17 protein-coding genes and 1 pseudogene are annotated in these 20,451 nt (G+C 36.5%); 12 read left to right on the forward strand and 6 right to left on the reverse strand.

The features are described from left to right. The 3 genes and pseudogenes from JCM15579_RS13830 to JCM15579_RS13840 form a co-directional block, all read left to right on the forward strand. Positions 1-488: DUF4238 domain-containing protein (locus JCM15579_RS13830; RefSeq protein ID WP_218186177.1), on the forward strand; the 488-nt coding region annotated here is incomplete at its 5' end. A 274-nt stretch (positions 489-762) separates the two neighbouring features. Beyond that, a pseudogene (locus JCM15579_RS21545) lies at positions 763-1,185 on the forward strand (VOC family protein). Between the two features lie 27 nt (positions 1,186-1,212). Next, entirely contained in the window at positions 1,213-1,974 is a 762-nt protein-coding gene (locus JCM15579_RS13840; protein WP_054721048.1) for a cyclase family protein, read from the forward strand. A gap of 300 nt (positions 1,975-2,274) precedes the next feature. Here JCM15579_RS13840 and JCM15579_RS13845 read toward each other — a convergent pair whose 3' ends face one another. From JCM15579_RS13845 to pheT, 3 genes are all read right to left on the reverse strand, one after another. Further along, positions 2,275-2,949: a PrsW family glutamic-type intramembrane protease gene (locus JCM15579_RS13845; RefSeq protein ID WP_054721049.1), complete on the reverse strand. Its 675-nt coding sequence runs from the start codon at positions 2,947-2,949 to the stop codon at positions 2,275-2,277. Positions 2,950-3,111: 162 nt separating this feature from the next. Continuing rightward, positions 3,112-4,860 (reverse strand): tetratricopeptide repeat protein, encoded by a 1,749-nt coding sequence (locus JCM15579_RS13850; protein WP_218186179.1) that lies wholly within the window; start codon positions 4,858-4,860, stop codon positions 3,112-3,114. 162 nt (positions 4,861-5,022) lie between these two features. After that, a complete protein-coding gene (gene pheT, locus JCM15579_RS13855) occupies positions 5,023-7,470 on the reverse strand; it encodes a phenylalanine--tRNA ligase subunit beta (RefSeq protein ID WP_054721051.1) in 2,448 nt (815 codons plus the stop codon). 219 nt (positions 7,471-7,689) lie between these two features. Here pheT and surE point away from each other — a divergent pair, with 219 nt between their 5' ends. The 3 genes from surE to lpxB all read left to right on the forward strand — a co-directional run bounded on the left by surE (position 7,690) and on the right by lpxB (position 9,998). Beyond that, positions 7,690-8,463, forward strand: a complete 774-nt coding sequence (gene surE, locus JCM15579_RS13860; RefSeq protein ID WP_054721052.1) for a 5'/3'-nucleotidase SurE — start codon at positions 7,690-7,692, stop codon at positions 8,461-8,463. Next, on the forward strand, positions 8,447-8,746 hold the full coding sequence (locus JCM15579_RS13865) for a hypothetical protein (RefSeq protein WP_054721053.1): 300 nt from the start codon (positions 8,447-8,449) through the stop codon (positions 8,744-8,746). Before surE ends, JCM15579_RS13865 begins: the two co-directional genes overlap by 17 nt. Positions 8,747-8,867: 121 nt before the next feature. Continuing rightward, positions 8,868-9,998, forward strand: coding sequence for a lipid-A-disaccharide synthase (gene lpxB / locus JCM15579_RS13870; RefSeq protein ID WP_054721054.1), 1,131 nt, complete (start codon positions 8,868-8,870; stop codon positions 9,996-9,998). A 2-nt stretch (positions 9,999-10,000) separates the two neighbouring features. Here lpxB and JCM15579_RS13875 read toward each other — a convergent pair whose 3' ends face one another. Then, a complete protein-coding gene (locus JCM15579_RS13875; RefSeq protein WP_054721055.1) occupies positions 10,001-10,744 on the reverse strand; it encodes a GIN domain-containing protein in 744 nt (247 codons plus the stop codon). Beyond that, positions 10,731-11,702: an acyloxyacyl hydrolase gene (locus JCM15579_RS13880; protein WP_172677440.1), complete on the reverse strand. Its 972-nt coding sequence runs from the start codon at positions 11,700-11,702 to the stop codon at positions 10,731-10,733. The genes JCM15579_RS13875 and JCM15579_RS13880 overlap by 14 nt, the downstream gene beginning before the upstream one ends. 242 nt (positions 11,703-11,944) lie before the next feature. Here JCM15579_RS13880 and gldF point away from each other — a divergent pair, with 242 nt between their 5' ends. The 6 genes from gldF to JCM15579_RS13910 all read left to right on the forward strand — a co-directional run bounded on the left by gldF (position 11,945) and on the right by JCM15579_RS13910 (position 19,306). Then, positions 11,945-12,676 carry a gliding motility-associated ABC transporter permease subunit GldF gene (gldF, locus tag JCM15579_RS13885; protein ID WP_054721057.1) on the forward strand — a complete coding sequence of 244 codons (732 nt, stop codon included), beginning with the start codon at positions 11,945-11,947 and terminating at the stop codon, positions 12,674-12,676. Next, a complete protein-coding gene (gldG, locus tag JCM15579_RS13890) occupies positions 12,670-14,382 on the forward strand; it encodes a gliding motility-associated ABC transporter substrate-binding protein GldG (protein ID WP_054721058.1) in 1,713 nt (570 codons plus the stop codon). Before gldF ends, gldG begins: the two co-directional genes overlap by 7 nt. A gap of 248 nt (positions 14,383-14,630) precedes the next feature. Next, entirely contained in the window at positions 14,631-15,761 is a 1,131-nt protein-coding gene (gene dnaN, locus JCM15579_RS13895; protein WP_054721108.1) for a DNA polymerase III subunit beta, read from the forward strand. 101 nt (positions 15,762-15,862) lie between these two features. After that, positions 15,863-16,630: a 3'-5' exonuclease gene (locus JCM15579_RS13900; protein ID WP_054721059.1), complete on the forward strand. Its 768-nt coding sequence runs from the start codon at positions 15,863-15,865 to the stop codon at positions 16,628-16,630. A gap of 30 nt (positions 16,631-16,660) precedes the next feature. Continuing rightward, positions 16,661-17,272: a fumarylacetoacetate hydrolase family protein gene (locus tag JCM15579_RS13905; protein WP_054721060.1), complete on the forward strand. Its 612-nt coding sequence runs from the start codon at positions 16,661-16,663 to the stop codon at positions 17,270-17,272. A 237-nt stretch (positions 17,273-17,509) separates the two neighbouring features. Then, positions 17,510-19,306, forward strand: a complete 1,797-nt coding sequence (locus tag JCM15579_RS13910; protein ID WP_054721061.1) for an AMP-dependent synthetase/ligase — start codon at positions 17,510-17,512, stop codon at positions 19,304-19,306. Between the two features lie 246 nt (positions 19,307-19,552). On the opposite strand, the gene JCM15579_RS13915 is transcribed toward JCM15579_RS13910, so the two are convergent. Continuing rightward, a complete protein-coding gene (locus JCM15579_RS13915; RefSeq protein ID WP_054721062.1) occupies positions 19,553-20,419 on the reverse strand; it encodes a class I SAM-dependent methyltransferase in 867 nt (288 codons plus the stop codon). Positions 20,420-20,451: the final 32 nt, after the last annotated feature.

Below are 20,451 nucleotides of genomic sequence, written 5' to 3' on the forward strand. Positions count from 1 at the left end.
CATTTAAAACTAAGGAAATGTGTAAAGAGAACCTTTTTATATATTCCTTGAACAAAAAGGCAAACAAAGAGCTGGTAGGCTTAATAGTTTATAATATTACTGATAAAGATGTAGCATGTAAGATAGATAGACAAATTACTAAATCAGTTGATAGAAATGATATTGAAAATAGTTTGAAAAAATTAGAAAATGAATATCAAAAAATCATACAATTAAAAACCAAACTCGAATCATTTCTAGATATTCACACTTTAGATATTGACACAGAGTATTTACTTTTAATAAGTGATATTTGCATGAAAATTAGAGCTTTTGAAATCAAATTCAATCGAAATTATAATTCAAAAGACTTATTTGATAAGGGGTTGATGAAAAGACATGACATTGAAGGAATAAGTGAATTAAGAAATTCTTATGAACTAATCATCAATTTAACAATTTTCCTATTAGGTAATGACAATATCGAATATCATATTGAGAAGAAATAAAACCAGTTGCCAACAAACCGCAACAGAGCATAAAGGGTGCAGTGCCTTTTGGTAGGTTCGTAGCTTCGGCAATCAACGCCAAATCGCAGATTTGGCTCTGAAATGAAAAGTCAAAACAAAATATGCGCTTTGGCTCTGCTCAATTTGGAAAGTGTGTAAGGTTAAATTCCTTTACGCTCCATGCGGCAGGCCGTTGCAAAGGCATTTTATTCCTTATCTAGTGCAAGAACGAAAAGAATTTTAATAACAAAATAAATTGAAGAGATCATTATTCATGAAACAATCAATAATACATATAGCATTAGTTGTAAGAGATTATGATGAAGCAATCGATTTTTACACTAAAAAGTTGAATTTCGAATTAATTGAAGATACCTATCAGCCAGAGTAGGATAAACGTTGGGTTGTTGTTTCACCTCCAGGCTCATCTGGCACTACGATACTTCTTGCAAGAGCATCTAAGCCAATACAAAAAGAATTTATTGGAAATCAGGCAGGCGGGAGAGTGTTTCTGTTTTTGAATTCAGATGATTTTTGGAGAGACTATAATGAAATGATTTCGAAAGGGATTGAATTTGTTAGAGAGCCTAAAGAAGCAGATTATGGAACCGTAGCAGTATTTAAGGATTTGTATGGCAACCTTTGGGACTTATTGGAATTGAAAGCAGATCATCCATTAGCAAAGAGAAATAACTAATCGGGAGTAAGAAATTATACGGAGACAATGAAAATAGTAGATTTATCAAAAACCATACGATACAATAAGTCCGACCCTTGGTTTATGAAGGTTAAGATTAAACACAAGGCACATAAAAAGGCAGGTTTGTTATTGCGTTTTTTGGGCTTACCAAAGCGCTTGTTCCCTAAAGGATTTAAGGGTTGGGCAGATGATACCATCAAGCATATGGGGGTGCATTCGACAACACATATTGATGCCCCCTGGCATTATACACCTACCGTAAATGGAGAACGTGCAAAGACCGTAGATGAAATACCTTTGGAATGGTGCTATGGCGATGGTATTGTGATTGATATGAGCCATAAGGAAGATTTTGATGCGATTAGTGTGGAGGATATTCAAGATTTTCTTGAAAAAGAAAAGCTATCGATAAGGGAAGGTATGATTGTTTTGATTTATACCGGCAGAGACATTTATAATGGCACAAAAGATTTCCCGGATAAAGGGACAGGCATGAGTGCAGGCGCTACCGAATGGCTAATTGATCAAGGTATAAAAGTGATGGGGATTGACTCCTGGGGTTGGGATTTACCATTGAAACATTTGATAAAGAAGGCAAAAGAAACCAAGAATTCGGAGTTGTTTTGGGAAGCTCATGTAGTTGGACAAAGGAAAGAGTATTGTCATATGGAACAACTTGTAAATTTGGGAAGCCTTCCATACACGGGTTTTAAAGTTGCCGTTTTCCCACTTAAAATTGAAGGGGCATCAGCTGCACCAGCCAGGGTTGTTGCAATTTTTGAATAAGAGGAAGCAGTCTCACAGTTGGTGTGCGATTCTATCGCGTTTCATTTCTAAAACAAGCCACACTAGAGGACTCATGCGGTCAATGTCATTAAGTTAAGAGTGAATCCTTTTGATAAACATTGCCAAATTACCCCAAACCCCTAAAGGGGCTTACCCAACGCGCTGTTCCCTTTAGGCTACAAAGCAAAGCGTTTCATGACTAAAAGGAATAATAAAAGGGTGAGCGTGGGGCGAAATCGGCTAACTTAATGACATTGCTCTTGCTTTGCGAGCCGGAGTTACAAGTTTGGCTGATTTTAATTACCTGTATCTAAATATCGATTTGTTATTCAATTCGGTCATTTTCCCATTGGTTTTGTACATCAAATAAATTAGGAATGGGAAGAATAGGATCAATACCCAGTTGATTTGTACCATGAGAATAAAGTCGTAGATGCCATGTACCAGGAATGGAATGAAGAATGCCATTACAAAAAGTGGTAGCCTGCTGCCTTTCGAAAACTTGGCTAGTCCTAGATAATAGCCCATCATGATGCCGAACATGGCATGGGCAGGAACAGCGGTGAAAGCTCTCGCAATTCCGGTGCTCATTCCGTTTGAAAATACATACATGATGTTTTCTACCAAGGCAAATCCCAGCGATACGAAAACGGCATATACAATTCCATCGAATCGTTCGTTAAAGTTTGGGTTTTTCCATACTAAAATGTAAACCGCCAATAGTTTAAAGGCTTCTTCGCAAAGGGCTGCTACTAAAAAGGCATCGCCAAAGGCATAACCAATTTTTTCGTGGAAAATATGAGGAAGAAAAGAAGAAACTGTTTGCTCGGCAAATATAATTGGTATAGTAATGATCATACCGGCCAGTAGTCCTTTTCCCAATAGAGAAATTGGTTCTTTCTCGTATTTGTCGCGATAGTAAATGTAGAACAGAATAATGGCAATGGGAGCTACAGAGATTAGTAGAAGGTTCATGTGTGTATATTGATGTGATATGAAGTCATCAAATTTAGAAAAAGTATTTTGTTAAACCAATAAGAATAATAAAAATGCTTTCCGCACTGGTTAAATGAGATAGCAGGCATACAATTTCCTCGTAGCCTGCTATGCTTGTATGTTTTATGTGAGAATGCTTATTTATTCGGAATCCTCCATGTCTGCAATTCTGCAGTAGCAGGATCGATCTACTTTTACATCAGCACGTGCGCTGGCAATCTCGAACTGTGAGTGATATTTTTTTGCTTCCTCTTCCTTGCCCTGTTTTTCTAAAGATTCGGTAAGTCCATGCAATGCCCAAAGATTTTTGGGATGACGTTTCAAATCATTGCGATAGACTGATTCTGCTTCTTCAAATCGCTCTTGTTCCATTAGTAAGGCACCAAGCGCATGTCGAGCAGGTTGCATCCATCCCCAAGGCTCATCGTAGTTTAAGGCATCATCGAGCTGAACTGCCTGTCGCAATTGCTCGAAAGAAAATTCATAATCTCCTTTTCGATAGGCAATTTCACCTGCCATCATTTTATTGGCAACTCCTAAAATATCACGCGAAGTGTTGTTGAATAGTATGCTTGTTTTGGGAACTTTGGCCAGGGCTTGTTGGTAAGCTGCCTGTTCCTTTTCGGCTTGTTTTACCATACCTTTTGTGGCGAATGCAAGTGCCCGGGCATAATGCCATATGCTGCGCGACACTGGTAGGTATTCCGCAGGTTCGGGTTCTTCTAAAATCTCATCCCAACGACCAAATCTTACCAGTACGTGCAGAGGTATTGGCATGAAAGCATCTAAAAAATCAGCCCATTCCTTCAAGAAATCCTCCGGAACCTGTTTTGGAATCTCTCTCGCAGTCTTTAGGGCCAATTCGCTTTGTCCGTCGAACATGGCTCCGTAAACCAGGAAGTGATAGTTGTGTAAGCGATACAATGTGTAAAAATTATAAGCTCCCTCTTTCTTTAAGAATTCTTTATCTGCGGCTATTGCTCTCAGGTTGGCTTTATTGGCAGCATCGTAATTTCCAACCAATACGTCAATATGAGAGGGCATATGTACAAGATGTCCTGCTCCAGGCATTGCATCACGCAATGCATTGGCTGTAGGTAAAGCCTTTTCAGGAGTAGGAGAGGCTTCCATTACATGAATGTAAAAGTGACACAAGGCAGGATTACCTGGAGATTGTTTGAGACCCTCTTCTAAAACGGCAACAATTTCAGGAGTTTCTGCGGCAGGGGTGCCGTCGGGAGTCCAATGGTTCCAAGGGCGAAGGTTCATAAGCGATTCGGCAAAGAGTGCAGTGACCAATGCATCTTTGGGATATTTTTTGTGTAGTTCTCGCATCGCGTCGGCGTATGCCTTGTTGAGTGGGTACCTGTCATCAGGAACAGGTGTGGCATATCGAAGTGCGAGTGTTGCAATCAAATCCTTTTCTATCGGGCTGGCATTTTTCGCATGTAAATTGGCCAGGTGTAGGCAGTGAGCTGCCTGTGCTATCTGATGCGCTTCAATTTCCAGGTTGTTAATGTTAGGTCCCCATGCATATGCAATGCCCCAAAGAGCCATTGGCATGGCCGGATCTTCTTGGAATGCACTTTCAAAGCAGCGAACAGCTTCTTCATGGTTGAAGGCATGACATAAAGCTAAGCCTCTGTCGAACCAGATTTGCGCCTGATTTGATTTGGTTGAGACTTTGTAATGAAAATCCCCCAAGTCATAGTAGGAATCTTCATACTTTGTATCGTGATTGGATAATTCATTACCTGTTTTTGAGTGAAAATCACAGCCTGCACTAAAGGTTAAAAGCAGGATTATAATAATGGTATTTACTTTCTTCATTGCGTCTCCTTTCTCCACATCTCTCATTCCCTTCTGACGACGTATTTTTGTGTAAATCAAATTTGATATGCAATTTACGAAATATAGATCTGGAAGTCAATGGCAAAGATTTGAGGAGCTCAGTAGTAGATACCATATGTTATGGTGTTTAAGGTGTGATGTAATGATAAAAAAAAAGCCGACTCCCAAAGGAATCGGCTTCTCAGTTTTATTTGATAACAATTAACGCAACTCAGCGCCTATTTGTTTTTCGTAGCTCTTAATTAGCTTTTGCATGATCTTGTCAATCTGCTTGTCATTCAAAGTTTTTTCAGTATCCTGAAGAATGAAACTTACTGCGTATGATTTTTTATCCGCACCTAGTTTTTCACCTTCGTATACATCGAACAATGAAACAGACTTCAATAACTTCTTCTCGCAGTTGAAAGCAATGGTTTTGATTTCAGCAAAGCTTACCGATTTGTTGATTAACAAAGCAAGGTCACGTTTTACAGCTGGATACTTTGGCAATTCGGTATAAGAAACCTTATTCTTCATGGCCTCTTTAATTAAAGTAGCCCAATCGAAATCAGCGTAGTAAACCTGAGTGTCAATATCCATTGCTTTCAAGATTTTTCCGCTCACCATACCCATTTCAACCAAAACGGTTTTCTTAACGCCATAGCTTAATCCTTCGGTAAACTGATCGTTTTCAGTTTCCTTGATTTTTAGCTTCTCAATATCGAAACCTAAACGCTTCAAAATATTCTCTACATAAGCTTTCATGTGGAAGAAGCTTGTTGGCTCTTCTTTCAAGTTCCAGCTAGCAGGAGTTTTGTTACCACACATGAAAACACCCAAACGTTCTTTTTCAAAATAGTTGTCAACTGGGTTTTCGTTTTCAGGATTTACAAAGTGCTGGTATGATTTACCGAACTCGTAGAATTTCAAATCAGAATTTCTGCGGTTGATATTGTAAGCCACACACTCTAAACCACCAAACAACAATCCTTGACGCATTGCGTTCAAATCAGAACTCAATGGGTTGAAGATGCGAACTGTGTTCTCTTGTTTAAAGCTTTCCAATCCTTCGTAGTAAGAAGCTTTGGTCAACGAGTTATTCATGATTTCGTTGAAACCAGCAGCTGTCAACATATCAGCAATGGTATTTCTTAGCTTGTGCTCGTCAATTTTTGGAGCATAGCTCAATGAAGCATTCACTTTTGAAGCTACTTCAATATTGTTGAAACCATAAATACGCAATACTTCCTCTACGATATCCGCTTCGCGTTTCACATCCACTCTGTAAGGAGGAACCAACAGGTTCAATGTGTCACCATCTTCTTTTTCAACTTTAATTTCTAGAGCCGAAAGAATATTTTTGATGGTTTCTTTTCCAATCTCTTTTCCGATTAAGCTTTCGATACGCTCAACGCTTACCTCTACTTTGAAATCTTCAACAGGATTTGGATAAATATCGATAACCTCTGATGCAATTTCACCACCTGCAATCTCTTTGATTAAAAGAGCTGCACGTTTCATTGCATAGATGGTGTTGTTAGGATCGGTTCCACGTTCGAAACGGAAAGAAGCATCGGTATTTAAACCGTGACGACGTGCAGTTTTACGAACAAATACTGAATCGAAATAGGCACTTTCCAAGAAAATGTCGGTAGTAGTTTCGCTTACCCCTGATTCTATTCCACCGAATACACCAGCAATACACATTGGGGCTTCGTCGTTGCAGATCATCAAATCTTTCTCGTTCAATTCTCTCTCAACTTCATCCAATGTTTTGAATAAGGTACCATCAGCAAGGGTTTTTACAAGCACTTTGCCATTTGTTTTTGCATAGTCGAATGCGTGCAATGGCTGACCAGTTTCAAACAATACATAGTTGGTAATATCCACTACATTGTTGATTGGGTTTAAGCCAATTGCTTTCAAACGATTTTGCAACCATTCTGGAGATTCAGCAATTTTAACACCGCTGATACAAACTCCTGAGTAACGGTGACAAGCCTCGTTATTTTCTACCTTCACATCGATAGGCAAGTTGTTGTTGTCAACCTTGAAATCTTCAACTGAAGGAATTTTGTAATCAATCTCTTTTTGTTGTTTTAGGTATGCCGCCATATCGCGAGCCACACCAATGTGCGATGCACCGTCAATACGGTTAGGAGTCAAGTCAATCTCAATGGTCAAGTCATCCTCAATGTTGAAGTACTCTGCAGCAGGAGTTCCCACAACAGCATCTTCAGGTAGAACCATAATTCCATCGTGACCTTGTCCAAGACCAATTTCGTCCTCAGCACAAATCATACCCATTGAAAGCTCACCTCTAATTTTTGATTTCTTAATGGTAAAGCTATCGTCGCCATCGTACAAAACAGTTCCAACTGTGGCAACCACTACTTTTTGTCCTGCAGCCACATTAGGTGCACCGCAAACAATAGGTAAAAGTTCGTCGCCGTTAACATCAACGCTTGTAATGCTCAAATGATCTGAGTTGGCATGAGGTTCGCAAGTCTTTACTTCACCAATTACCAATCCTTCTAAACCTCCTTTAATTGATTGGAACTTTTCAATTCCGCCAACTTCCAATCCAATTTGAGTTAGAATCTCATCCATTTCTGCAGGTGAAAGATCAATGTCAATATAATCTTTCAGCCATTTGTACGATACCTTCATTTGTATGTATATTTTATCAGATAATTATCAAATTATACTTGCAAACAGATGCAGTTTGTCTACTGTTTACAAGCTTACAAAAGTAGAAATTTTAGGCTCAAGTACCAAAGAACATCTAAGGATAAAGTGTTTAAGTTTTTGTTTACTTTAAATCTGTATGATTGGAATTGCTTATTGCCCCAAATTCGGATATATTTGTACAATTATCAAAATTGAGATATGAGCGATAAACCAATTATACTTGTTACTAACGATGATGGATTAAATGCCAAAGGAATTAAAGCTTTGGTGGCAATGGTTAAAGGATTTGGCGACATCTACGTGGTTGCCCCGAACCGTTCTAATTCAGGAAAATCAAATTCTATAACTGTAGAGGTTCCTATTCGAATTAAAAAAGTTCGCGATGAAGAAAATTTACACATTTATTCTTGCAAGGGAACTCCGGTAGATTGTGTAAAATTGGCTTTGAACAAGATTTTACCTCGAACTCCTGATTTTCTGGTTTCAGGTATTAATCATGGTGCAAATACATCGGTTAGTGTTTTGTATTCGGGAACCATGGGGGCTACTATCGAGGGTTGTTTGAATGGAATTCCTTCTATTGGGTATTCGCTTAACGACTTTAGTGCAGATGCTGATTTTTCTCAAAGCATTAAATATGGCCGAAAGATTTTTGCCAATTTAATTGAAAAGGGATTGGAGAGAAGCGTTTGTTTGAATGTGAATTTCCCTAAAGGCGATATTAAAGGCATTCGTGTTTGTCGTCAGGCAGATGGTCGCTGGAAAGAGGAGTTTGATCATAGACAAGATCCATTTGGAGGAGATTATTACTGGTTGACAGGCTACTTTAAGAATGCAGAACCTAATGCTGAAGAAACGGATGAATGGGCAATTCATAATGGCTATGCATCTGTCGTTCCTACAAAAATTGATATGACAGCTCATCAATTGGTAGAAGACCTAAAAAACTGGGATTATGAAGTCGAAGATTAATTCTACTATTTTAGGACTTATTATTGGTTTACTTGTGCCGGTGTTATCAATTTTGTTGGCTTATGTGGTACGTTTTCAGGATGAATTAACCATTAAGGAGTTTGTTGACAGTTTGCTAATCTACAGGGTGTATACCAAGGTAATGGCTTTGGGAGTATACTTTGGCAATATCGTTTTTTTCTTTTTGTTTATTAAAACCGATTTGTTGAAAGCGGCAAGAGGTGTGCTTTTGGCTACTATACTGTATTCTTTTGCCATAATGGTTTTCCGATTTGGATTTTAGACGCTGATTAGAAGTAAAATAAGATTTGGTGATTGAACCAAATCCACAAATAAGTATTGAATTGTGAGGATTTAATTCTCAACTCATTCCCGATAACTATTGGGATCATATTCAGAATTCCATGAGATATTATATTATAGCAGGAGAAGCATCAGGAGATCTTCATGCTTCGAACTTGATGAAAGAAATAAAAAATGAGGATTCGGCAGCCGAATTTAGATTCTGGGGTGGCGACCTTATGCAAGCACAAGGCGGTGAATTGGTAAAGCATTATCGAGAAACTGCTTTTATGGGATTCTTAACTGTGCTAAAGAATTTGGGAAAGATTCGAGCGAATTTTTCATTGTGCGAGAAGGATCTTTTGGAATACAAACCTGATGTTTTGATACTAGTAGATTATCCTGGATTTAATTTAAGAATGGCAAAATTTGCCAAGGAGCATGGAATACGTGTTCATTATTATATTTCACCTAAAATTTGGGCCTGGAAGGAGGGGAGGGTGAAGAAGATTAAAGCTTATGTGGATCGCATGTTCACCATTTTTCCTTTTGAAACAGAATTCTACAAAAAGCACAATTATGAGGTGAGTTTTGGAGGAAACCCCTTGTTGGATGCCATCGAGAATCGTCCCAATAAAGAGGAATCATTTGAAGATTTTACCACTAAAAACAATCTACCTAACAAACCAATTGTAGCCTTATTGGCAGGAAGTAGAAAGCAGGAAATAGAAAGAATACTCCCTGTAATGTTAGATGTTGTTGGTGATTTTCCAGATCATCAGTTTGTGGTGGCTGCAGCTCCTTCTATCACAAAGGAATTTTACGCACAAGTAGTTGGCAATAGAGATGTGAAATTTGTTTACGGACAAACCTACGATTTATTGCAGCAGTCAAAAGCGGCATTGGTAACTTCGGGAACTGCTACTTTGGAAACCGCTCTTTTAAGAATTCCTCAGGTGGTTTGCTATATCACAGGTGGAGGAAGAATTCTTTTTGCAATTGGCAAGCGCTTGCTAAAAGTAAAGTACATATCCTTGGTTAATTTGGTGATGGATAAATTGATTGTGAAAGAATTGATTCAGCATTACTGCAATAAAGAAAGTATTGCCAGCGAGTTAAAGAACATTTTAGCGGAAGGAAGCTATCGTTCCGAAATGCTTACGAATTATCAACTGCTAAATGAGAAATTGGGAGGAGCAGGTGCTTCGGCTCGATTTGCCAAAATGATTATTACAGACCTGAGAGCTCAGTAAAATTATTCCTCGATTACTTTTCCGGTTGGATTCTGATTGTTAACCTGAACTCTTTTTACGGAAATTTCAGGAGTTCCTGTGTAGTATATGTTACCACTAGAGTATATGCTTACACTGAGTTTGTCTTTTGCCCAAACATGAGCTTCTCCAATACCATTTTGAGCCAGAGTTATGTTGTTACTCTGTAAACTTCCTGCTTTAATATTAATTACACCATTAAGAATATAGTGAGCGTTGGGACAGATTCCTGAAAATTTATATCCGCCAGTTGCTGAGCCCAATGAGTGAAACTTCATGCTGTCATATTCTAAATTCAAATTCATTTCAACAAGTTGTGATTCTGAATAAACAATAATGTCGAGGTGATTTCCACTAAGTTCATTTATACTTGAAATGTTTGCCGGAGCTGAACAAGTTATTTTATTCACTTCTTTTAAATGAACCTCTGCAGTAATTAAATCAAAATTACGAGCTTTATTGTTGTATGAATGGTCTATTATCAATTGTTGATCTGCTACTTTAACATTTGTTTTTGAAATTAAATTTTCTCCACCTTTCAGCACAATAAACTCTTCATCATCCTGAATGATTTGGATCTGAAAAGTATTTAAGTTTTCGATTGCACTTACTCCGTTTATATCTATTCTCTTTTCTATATATTCTCCTTCACTTTCGAAAGGATTAAAAGAACTGCAAGATGACAGGCAGAATGTTGTTAAAATAATTAGTAGGCTAACGTTTCTCATTATTATTTGTTTTTAATCTATAACCAATTCCCCATTCAATATAATCGGCCTTTCCCAAGTGAGCTTTTAAACCTAAACTGGCTAAAAAGTGTTCATTTATCTTATATTTTAAACCAATTCTAGTATATAAGGGTTTTTCTGGTTTTGTTTCGAAAAGGGTATAAGCTCCTACGTTTGCAACAATGCTAAACCTTTGTATAATCAGTTCGTGGGATACAAAAATAGCCTGGCTAAAACGATCTTTAAATTTGGTTTGAGGATCAAAATCCCATTTTCCTCTGTTTGCTGATTTATCGTAGAAGAGATCGATTCCTAATCCTATTTTCTGCTTGGCGTTTATGCCTCTTAAATATCCTAGATTTAAGCCTATTGTGTAATATTTATGATCATCTTTTACTGCTGTTTGTTTAATGCCATTGTTCCAAATAATTACAATTTCATCATTTAATTTTGGATGGTTTAAATTTTCGTGGCTCCTAACAGACTTATGAAATTCATTAAAATGATATTGAATACCAATACTTGCAGTGGCCATATTAAGTCCTTTGTTAGGTACTTTTATGGAACCATTGGAAAGGTGTTGGAAACCTACTCCTGCATTGGCAGACCACTTATTTGTGAAATGATATGAACCATTTAATAGAATTTTGAAGAAAGCATTGAATTCTGATCCTATTGCCACATTCGTATAATTCTCTGTAGGGTGAAAGTGTTTTTTTGTATGCGCAATTCCAAAACCTGTTTGAAAACGTAAATTTCCTTTCTGGTAATCTTTAAGATTAAAATTGATATATGGAAATAAAGCATTTGTATTCCCAAATACTTCATCATTTCCCAGACTTCCATGATAAAATCCTAAACCTATCTCTGGTTGATTGTACAATTTGGACCACGATCGACTTCTTGAAGGAAGAAAACCAAAATTTAGTTCAATAGCACTAACTTGATCATTAACCAAATAGCTTATTGATTTATGATGAGGTATAACCACACCATAATGATATCTTATGTTTGTTATAAATATATCTTTATTATCATTTTCTTGTGCAGTACCGCACTTGAAAATTAAAAAAGAGAGTAAAAGCAGTACGCAATTTTTCATGTTCAAATTTATGTAAATTAAATGATTTGAAAAACAAATTTTTTCTACTAAAATAATTTTGCAAATTTGTGGTAGTATAGTAAAATAACACACATTTTATGCTAGCACTTCTAACAAAGGAGTTCCGAACCTTTTTCAGTTCTCTTACTGGTTACCTGATTTTATCAGTTTATTTAATAGCTACAGGATTATTCGTATGGGTATTTCCAGGATCTACAAATCCATTGGATACAGGATATGCAAATCTTGATGTTTTGTTCGAGATGTCTCCCTGGATCTATCTGTTTTTGATTCCTGCGGTTTGTATGCGATTGTTTGCAGATGAGAAAAAACAAGGCACCATAGAACTGGTATATACGAGACCCTTAAAGGAGATGGAAATTGTATTTGCAAAGTATTTTTCGGCCCTTTTGGTTATTTCTGTTTCTCTACTATTCTGCCTGATTTATTATTTCTCCATTTATTATTTGGGAAATCCTGTTGGGAGCATTGATTCAGGAGCTTTCTGGGGATCGTTTATTGGACTGTTTCTACTCGCTGCAGTATATGTTGTCATTGGTGTTTTTTCCAGTTCGGTAACCGATAATCAAATTGTAGCATTCCTACTAGCCTTGGTTCTGTGCTTTTTATTTTATACCGGTTTCAATTACTTAGCTGACTTGATTATCTTCCGGAATGTGCAATCGGACATTTACAATTTAGGAATTCAAGAGCACTATAAATCAATTTCTCGAGGAGTGGTAGACTCCAGAGATTTGGTATATTTTATGGGTGTAATTGTGGCTTTTTTGTTGATTACAATAACAGTTTTAAAGAGTAGAAAATGGTAAAAGAAAAAGCTATGATTAAAAACAGAAGGAAGCAAGATATTCTTAATTTGTCGATTTCTTTAATTGCATTAGGAGTTCTGGTTCTTATTCTTCAAGTGTATTTTTTTCGCATTGATTTTACAGCCGAAAAAAGATATACATTATCAGATAATACCAAGCAATTGGTAGGTTCTTTAGATAAGGATCTGTACTTTGAAATTTACCTTGCGGGAGGTTTGCCACACGGGTTTAAAAAGCTTCAGAAAGCAAGTATTGAAATGCTTGACGAATTGGAAGCTTATGCAAATGTGAATATCAATTATGCCTTAATTAATATCAGTGATATTCCTAATCCCAAGCAAAGGAACGAAATGTACGAACAGTTGGCTGCACGAGGATTAAAACCAACCAGTGTGCAAGAAAGAACTACCGATGGAAGTTTAAAACAAAAGATTATTGTTCCGGGAATAATAGTGCATGATACAGAGAAGGAAACCTCGGTTCACTTGTTGAAAAATGTGGCTGGTTTATCTGCCGAAGAAAATCTTAACCATTCCATTGAAACCATAGAATTTGAGCTGACAAAAGCCATTCGAATGTTGCAAAGTAAGCAACCAAAGAATATCGCTTTCCTAACTGGACAAGGAGAATTAAGCGAATTTGAAGTTGCCGATTTTACAGCTTCTTTACTTCAAAAATATGAGGTGGATAGGATCTCTGCCCAAAAATTGAATCAATCTAAAAAGAAATATTCGGCGTTGGTAATTGCACAGCCAAGAAATGAATTTTCCAAAGAGGCCAAATATCAGATTGATCAATACTTGATGAATGGCGGACGAATCCTGTGGCTTGTAGATGAGGTGGTGGCAAGTATGGATAGCTTACAAGTAAAAGAAAGTACAGTGGCTTTTTATAAGCCACTAAATATCGAAGATCAGTTGTTTACTTATGGAGTTAGGATTAATCCTGATTTGGTGATGGATATTCAGGGACAATTGATTCCGGTTCAAACTGCTTTGCCCGGAGAAAAACCAAAATTTACGCCTGCTCCATGGTATTATTCGCCTTTATTGAATGCGCCAGATCATCATCCGATTACGCGAAAATTGAATGTGGTAAAAGCTGAATTTGCCAATTCGATTGATTGGGTGGGAGAGAATGCTAATGTGAAAAAAACGACTCTGCTTACAAGTTCTGATTATACGCGATTAGAGAAGGTGCCAAGTATTGTGAGTCTAGAAATTGTGAATCAAAAGCCTAAGCCGGAAGATTTTGTGGCAGGTAGAAAGAAAATTGCTGTTTTGCTGGAAGGGAAATTTCAATCGGCATTTAAGAACAGAGCCTGGAAAGGAATCGATCGCGAATCATTTAAATCAGAAAGTGACCTAAGTAAAATGATTGTGATTTCTGATGGAGATATTATTAAAAACAGAGTCCGTGGAGTTGGAAAAAACAGACAGATTGAAGCTTTGGGATATGATAGATATTCTAGAAAAACATATGGGAATCGAAATTTTCTTTTAAACTGCATTGATTATTTGTGTGATAACGAAGGTTGGATGGAATTAAGGGCACGAGAAGTAAAGCTCAGAATGCTTGATAAAACCAAAATCAGATCGGAAAGATTATTTTGGCAAGTGGTGAATGTGATTTTACCCTTGTTATTACTTTTGATATTGGGAGTGTTAAGATATTTTATGAGAAAAAGAAAGTTTGCAAGATCATAAATATGAGAGAGATATTTATGATCTCAAAGATTGTTGTGGATCTTAATATTATTGGTAATATCCGCTGTTTGAATAAAATTCTGATTTTATTTAGTAAGGTGGCAAATCTTTTTTGTCTTAAGGATATCGTCAATCCTTAATAAATTTGTATATTCACCACTTAATACTGTGCTAAAATAAGATTCGGTTTTGAACTTGTTTAAGCGTTGAAATATAGAATTTTAGGTTAACTTTTAAATATTATGCAAATGAAATTTGTAGTATCAAGTACAGAATTGTTAAGTCATTTACAGGCCATCAGTAGAGTTATCAGTAGTAAAAACACTTTACCAATTTTGGATAACTTCCTTTTTGAGCTTAAAGATGGTGAATTGATAGCGACTGCATCTGATTTGGAATCTACTTTAATTACCACTATTCCTCTTGAAACTTCGGAAGGCGAAGGGGTAATTGCTTTTCCTGCTAAAATTTTGACTGATACTTTAAAAGAATTTCCAGAACAACCTCTAACTTTCGATATCGACAGTACATCTTTGGCTGTAAGAATTACATCTGAAAATGGTGTGTTTAGTATCGTTGGACAGAATGGTGAAGATTTCCCAAAACTTCCAGAAAAAGAGGAAGGTAATTTGGTAAACATTACCGTTGAGAGCAATGTTCTTTTAACAGGTGTAAATAAAACTTTATTCGCAACTGCTGATGATGAACTTCGTCCGGTTATGAATGGTATTTTCGTTGAGTTGGGTAATAATGATTTAACTTTTGTAGCATCAGATGCTCACAAGTTGGTTCGTTACAAACGTCTAGATGGAAGATCAGATGTGGAGTCATCTTTCATTTTGCCTAAGAAACCAGCTTCTTTATTACGCAATATCTTGCCAAAAGAAGAAAATCCTGTAAAAGTGGAATTCGATGAAAGGAATGCATTCTTCACATTATCAAATTACAAGTTGATTTGTCGTTTGGTTGAAGGAAACTATCCAAGTTATAACTCGGTGATTCCAAAGAATAATCCTAATGTTCTTACCATAGATAGAGTAGAGCTGTACAACACATTAAAACGTGTATCTGTATTCTCAAATCCTGCAAGTAACTTGATTAAGTTCGAATTGAAAGCGAACGAATTGGTAGTTTCTGCTCAGGATATCGACTTCTCAATTTCAGCAAGGGAAAGATTGCTTTGTCAGTACGAAGGACAAGAATTGGAAATTGGATTTAAATCAGTATTCTTATTGGAAATCCTTGCAAATATTTCATCATCGAATGTGATGATTGAATTATCTGATCCAACAAGAGCAGGTATTTTCTTACCATACGATAATGAAAATGCCGATGAAGATGTATTGATGCTGTTAATGCCAATGATGATTAATGCATAAACAGTATTAATTCCAAATAATGATATTAAAAACCTAACAGAGAGCATATTTCTGTTAGGTTTTATATTTTTATACCGTATAAAAAATTACAAGAAAAATAAATGAATCTTAATTTAAAGAATCCAATAGCGTTTATCGATTTAGAAACAACAGGTATTAATGTTGCAAAAGATCGTATTGTTGAAATCTGTATTGTAAAAGTTAGTCCCAATGGCGATGAAGAGGTGAAAACATATCGTGTTAATCCTGAAATGCATATTCCAGCCCATGCGTCAGCAGTTCATGGCATAAAGGATGAGGATGTAAAGGATGAGCCAACGTTTAAAGAGTTAGGAAAAAACATTGCTAAATATTTAGAAGGATGTGATTTGGCAGGTTACAATTCGAATCGATTTGATTTTCCGTTATTAGCTGAGGAATTTTTGCGTGCTGATATTGATTTTGATATGCGCAAAAGAAAGTTTATTGATGTACAGACCATTTTTCACAAAATGGAACAGCGCACTTTAAGTGCGGCTTATCGTTTTTATTGTAATAAGGAATTGGAAGGAGCTCATGGTGCAGAGGCAGATACCAAAGCAACTTACGAAGTGCTAAAATCACAATTGGATAAATACGATTCTTTAGAGAATGATATTGAATTTTTGGCAAAATTCTCAACTCAGAATAAAAATGCTGATTTCGCAGGTTTTATTATCATTGATGATAAAGGGGTAGAAAGATTCAATTTTGGTAAGAACAAAGGAAAAACTGTTGAGGAAGTGTTGGAGCAACAACCAGGGTATTATGGTTGGGTTATGAATAGCGATTTTCCATTGTACACGAAAAAAATCCTTACAGAGATTAAACTTCGAGGGTTTAATAAATAGTTCATTGTTTAACCGATCATACTTAATGAAATGAAGATATTAGCCATTGGAAGAAATTACGTAAATCATGCCAAGGAGTTAAACAATCCGGTACCTGAGGAACCTGTTGTGTTCTCTATGCCTGATTCGGCTTTGCTAAAGAATAATAATGATTTTTATTATCCGGATTTTTCCAAGGATATTCATCATGAGTTGGAAGTAGTGGTGAAAATTAATAGAGTGGGTAAGAATATTCCTATTGAATTTGCTCATCGTTATTATGAAGAGATTGGTTTGGGAATTGATTTTACGGCTCGAGATATTCAGGTGGAATGCAAGAAAAAGGGACTGCCTTGGGAAAAGGCCAAAGCCTTTGATGGAGCAGCTCCAATTAGTAAGTTTATTCCTAAAAATAAGTTTAAGTCGGTTGATAATTTGAATTTTAATTTGGATATCAATGGGGAGAGAGTACAGGCTGGAAATACAGCAAATATGATTTTCTCAATTGATTACTTGATTTCTTATTTATCACAGTTTTTTACATTGAAAATTGGAGACATGATTTATACTGGAACGCCAGAGGGAGTTGGTCCTGTAAAGATTGGAGATCATTTGGTTGCAGATTTAGAAGGTGAGAAATTATTGGATTTTCATGTGAGATAAGGCATAATACAGCATAATTTCTGTATTTAAGATATCTACAACGACCATTAACTTATGTTGATGGTCGTTTTTTGTGTAAAATGTTGAAGTGTAGCTTACTTATCGAATTTTAAAAATTGTATTATGATGTGAATTGATAATATTTGACGAGATTATAAGTCCTTACAATTCAATGAAAATATTTTAAATCGGGTAAACATGATTATATTTGTATCGATTTACAACTAAAATACTTTTATGGAGTATCAACATTGGGGCAAGTTGATTCGTGACAGAATTGAAAAATTCGGCGATCGAATCGCAATGCGCTATAAAGATGAAGAGAGCAATAAGTGGATTGGTGTAAGCTGGAATGAATTTGGTTTGCAAATTCGACAAGTATCAAAGGCTCTTATGAAATTGGGTGTTAAGGAGAAGCAATCTGTTGCAATTTTCTCTCAAAACATGCCTGAATGGATTACCGCAGACTTAGCTATTATGAGTGTTCGCGGCATTTCTGTTCCAATATATCCTACAAACTCAACAAACGAAGCAAAATACATCGTTCAAGATTCTGAAGTTCAGGTTATTTTTGTTGGAGAACAAGAACAGTACGATCGTACCATGGAATTGATTAAAGAGGTTCCACACGTGAAAATGGTTGTTGTTTTTGATAAAAAGACAGAGCTTACGGATCATGATAAATCTATGTATTGGGATGAGTTCATCATTAGTGGACAAAACTCAGGTTTAGGAAAAGAATTTGATGAACGCTTTTACAGCGGTGAGTTCGATGATCTGGCTACCTTGATTTACACATCAGGAACCACAGGTGAACCCAAAGGAGTAATGATTGATCACAAGAACATTTCGAGTGTATTGGTCTCTCACGATAAGGAGTTAAATGTTTCAGAAGATGACATTTCTCTTAGTTTCTTGCCATTAAGTCATGTTTACGAACGTGGATGGTGTTTCTTCTGTTTCCATCGTGGGATTGAGGTTTACTTTAACCGTGATCCGAAGAAAATTGCGGAAACAATGAAAGAGGTAAAACCAACATTAATGTGTACGGTACCTCGTTTGTATGAAAAGATTTATTCGGGCATTAAGGATAAAACCGAAGAAGCTTCGGCAAGCAAACGTGCTTTGTTAAATTGGTCGCTAAAAGTTGGCGAAAAATATTACAATCAATATCAGATGTTTGAGAAAAAAGTTCCTCTGGGATTAAAGCTTAAACATAGAATTGCCGACAAGTTAGTTTTAAGCAAACTACGCGGAATTATGGGAGGTAGAATCAACTTTACACCTTGTGGTGGAGCTCCTGTTTCTAGAGAAATATTAGAGTTTTTTCATTCTTTAGGGATTAATGTAAAAGTTGGTTATGGTCTTACCGAAACCATGGCTACTGTTAGTTTGTATGGCGATAAGAATATCGATTTTAGAACAGCCGGAAATACCATTGTTGGAACCGAAATTAAAATTGGTGAAAATGATGAGATCATGGTGAAAGGCCCGGGTGTAATGCGTGGTTATTACAAAAAGCCTGAAGCTACGGCGGAAGTAATGAAAGATGGCTGGTTCTGTACCGGTGATGCAGGTAGAATTGACGAAAATGGTTGCCTGATTATAACCGATAGAATTAAAGATCTGATGAAGACTTCTGGAGGAAAATATGTTGCTCCACAGAAAATTGAAACTACCTTGGTTAACGATCAATTTATTGAGCAAATTGCTGTAATAGGGGATTGTAGAAATTATGTGACTGCACTGGCAGTACCAGCATTTGGTCCCTTGCAGGCTTATGCAATTCAGCAAAATATTGTATTCAATTCAATTGAGGAGCTTTTAGCAAACTCACAAATTATTGAGTTTTTTGAAAAGCGATTTGAAGAATTGCAGAAGGAGCTTTCAAGGTTTGAGAAGGTGAAGAAATTTACCCTTCTTCCTAAAGAATTTACGATTGAAGCAGGAGAAATTACCTCTACTCTTAAATTGAAAAGAAAGGTAATTCAGGAAAAATACAAGCATCTTATCGAAAAGATGTATAAGGAATAAAACGACAGTTTAACCATTAATAGAAACCCGAGAAATTAAATTTTTCGGGTTTTTATTTTGTGATTAGAATCACGCGAACAACTTGCGACTATGGGCGCGAACTATAGGCGCGGTATAGCGCAAGAAGCATGCGTGCAAAGTCGCGAACAGTTTGCGGGGATAAGCTCAAACACCTTGTGCCTATAGGCGCAAGTTTATAATAGAGTAAAAGGAATTTTTCCAAGCTATTACAAGAAGCTTTTTAGCTTACTTCTGAACAATCATACCAATCCATGGACTACCCTCTTCATATGGTTTTCCTCTTAAATTAGCCCAGTAATCCTTAACTGTAAATCCATGTTCTTCGGCCATTGCAATGGCTCGCTTTACCGAAAAATAATGTTTCCAAATGTGATGAGTTCTCATCTCACCATCATTAAAAACTAAGGTGTATTTGTCGAGACGAACCTTATCCTTTTTGTATTTGTAGTGCGATTGTAATAGTAAATGTTCTTTCTCGCTCCAGAAACCGTCTTCATTGCTAATGTACCAAGATTGATCTGGCTCCCTTGTTTCAAAATAATATTTGGTAAATACATCAAATATTAGGAATCCGCCAGGTTTAAGGGCTTTATAAACTTTCTTAAGAAGCTTGTCGCGATCTTGATGCGACAGTACACACAAATCCCCGTAGATTAAACTTACAACATCAAATTCCTTTTCGTAATCAATCTCAAGATAATCCTTACACAGGTATTGAATTGGATAGCCGAATTCTGCTGCCTGTTCCTTTGCATAGTTAATAGAGTTCTCTGAAAAGTCGATTCCTGTTACATCGAATCCCTGCCCAAAGAAATTTTCGCTATACAAACCCGGGCCACAACCAAGATCAAGATATTTACTTTCTTCAGGTAATTTCATGTAAGCACTAAGCCAGTTAACTGCCTGAATAATATTTTCGTACTTTCTTGATCCTTGATCTGAATCATCATCAAGGTGAGCATAAAGAAGATGTTCTGATATATATGCATCTTGCCAAAAATTACCATCATCCTTGGCAAATAATTTAGGTTTCTTTGTGATCTTTTCCAGATCATTGAAGTTAAGAAGACCTTTTGCAGTTAGTAAGTTCATAAAACTAGACATTTGAATTGAGCATCGGTGAT

This window comes from Marinifilum fragile JCM 15579, from assembly GCF_001310955.1.
GTDB lineage: Bacteria > Bacteroidota > Bacteroidia > Bacteroidales > Marinifilaceae > Marinifilum > Marinifilum fragile.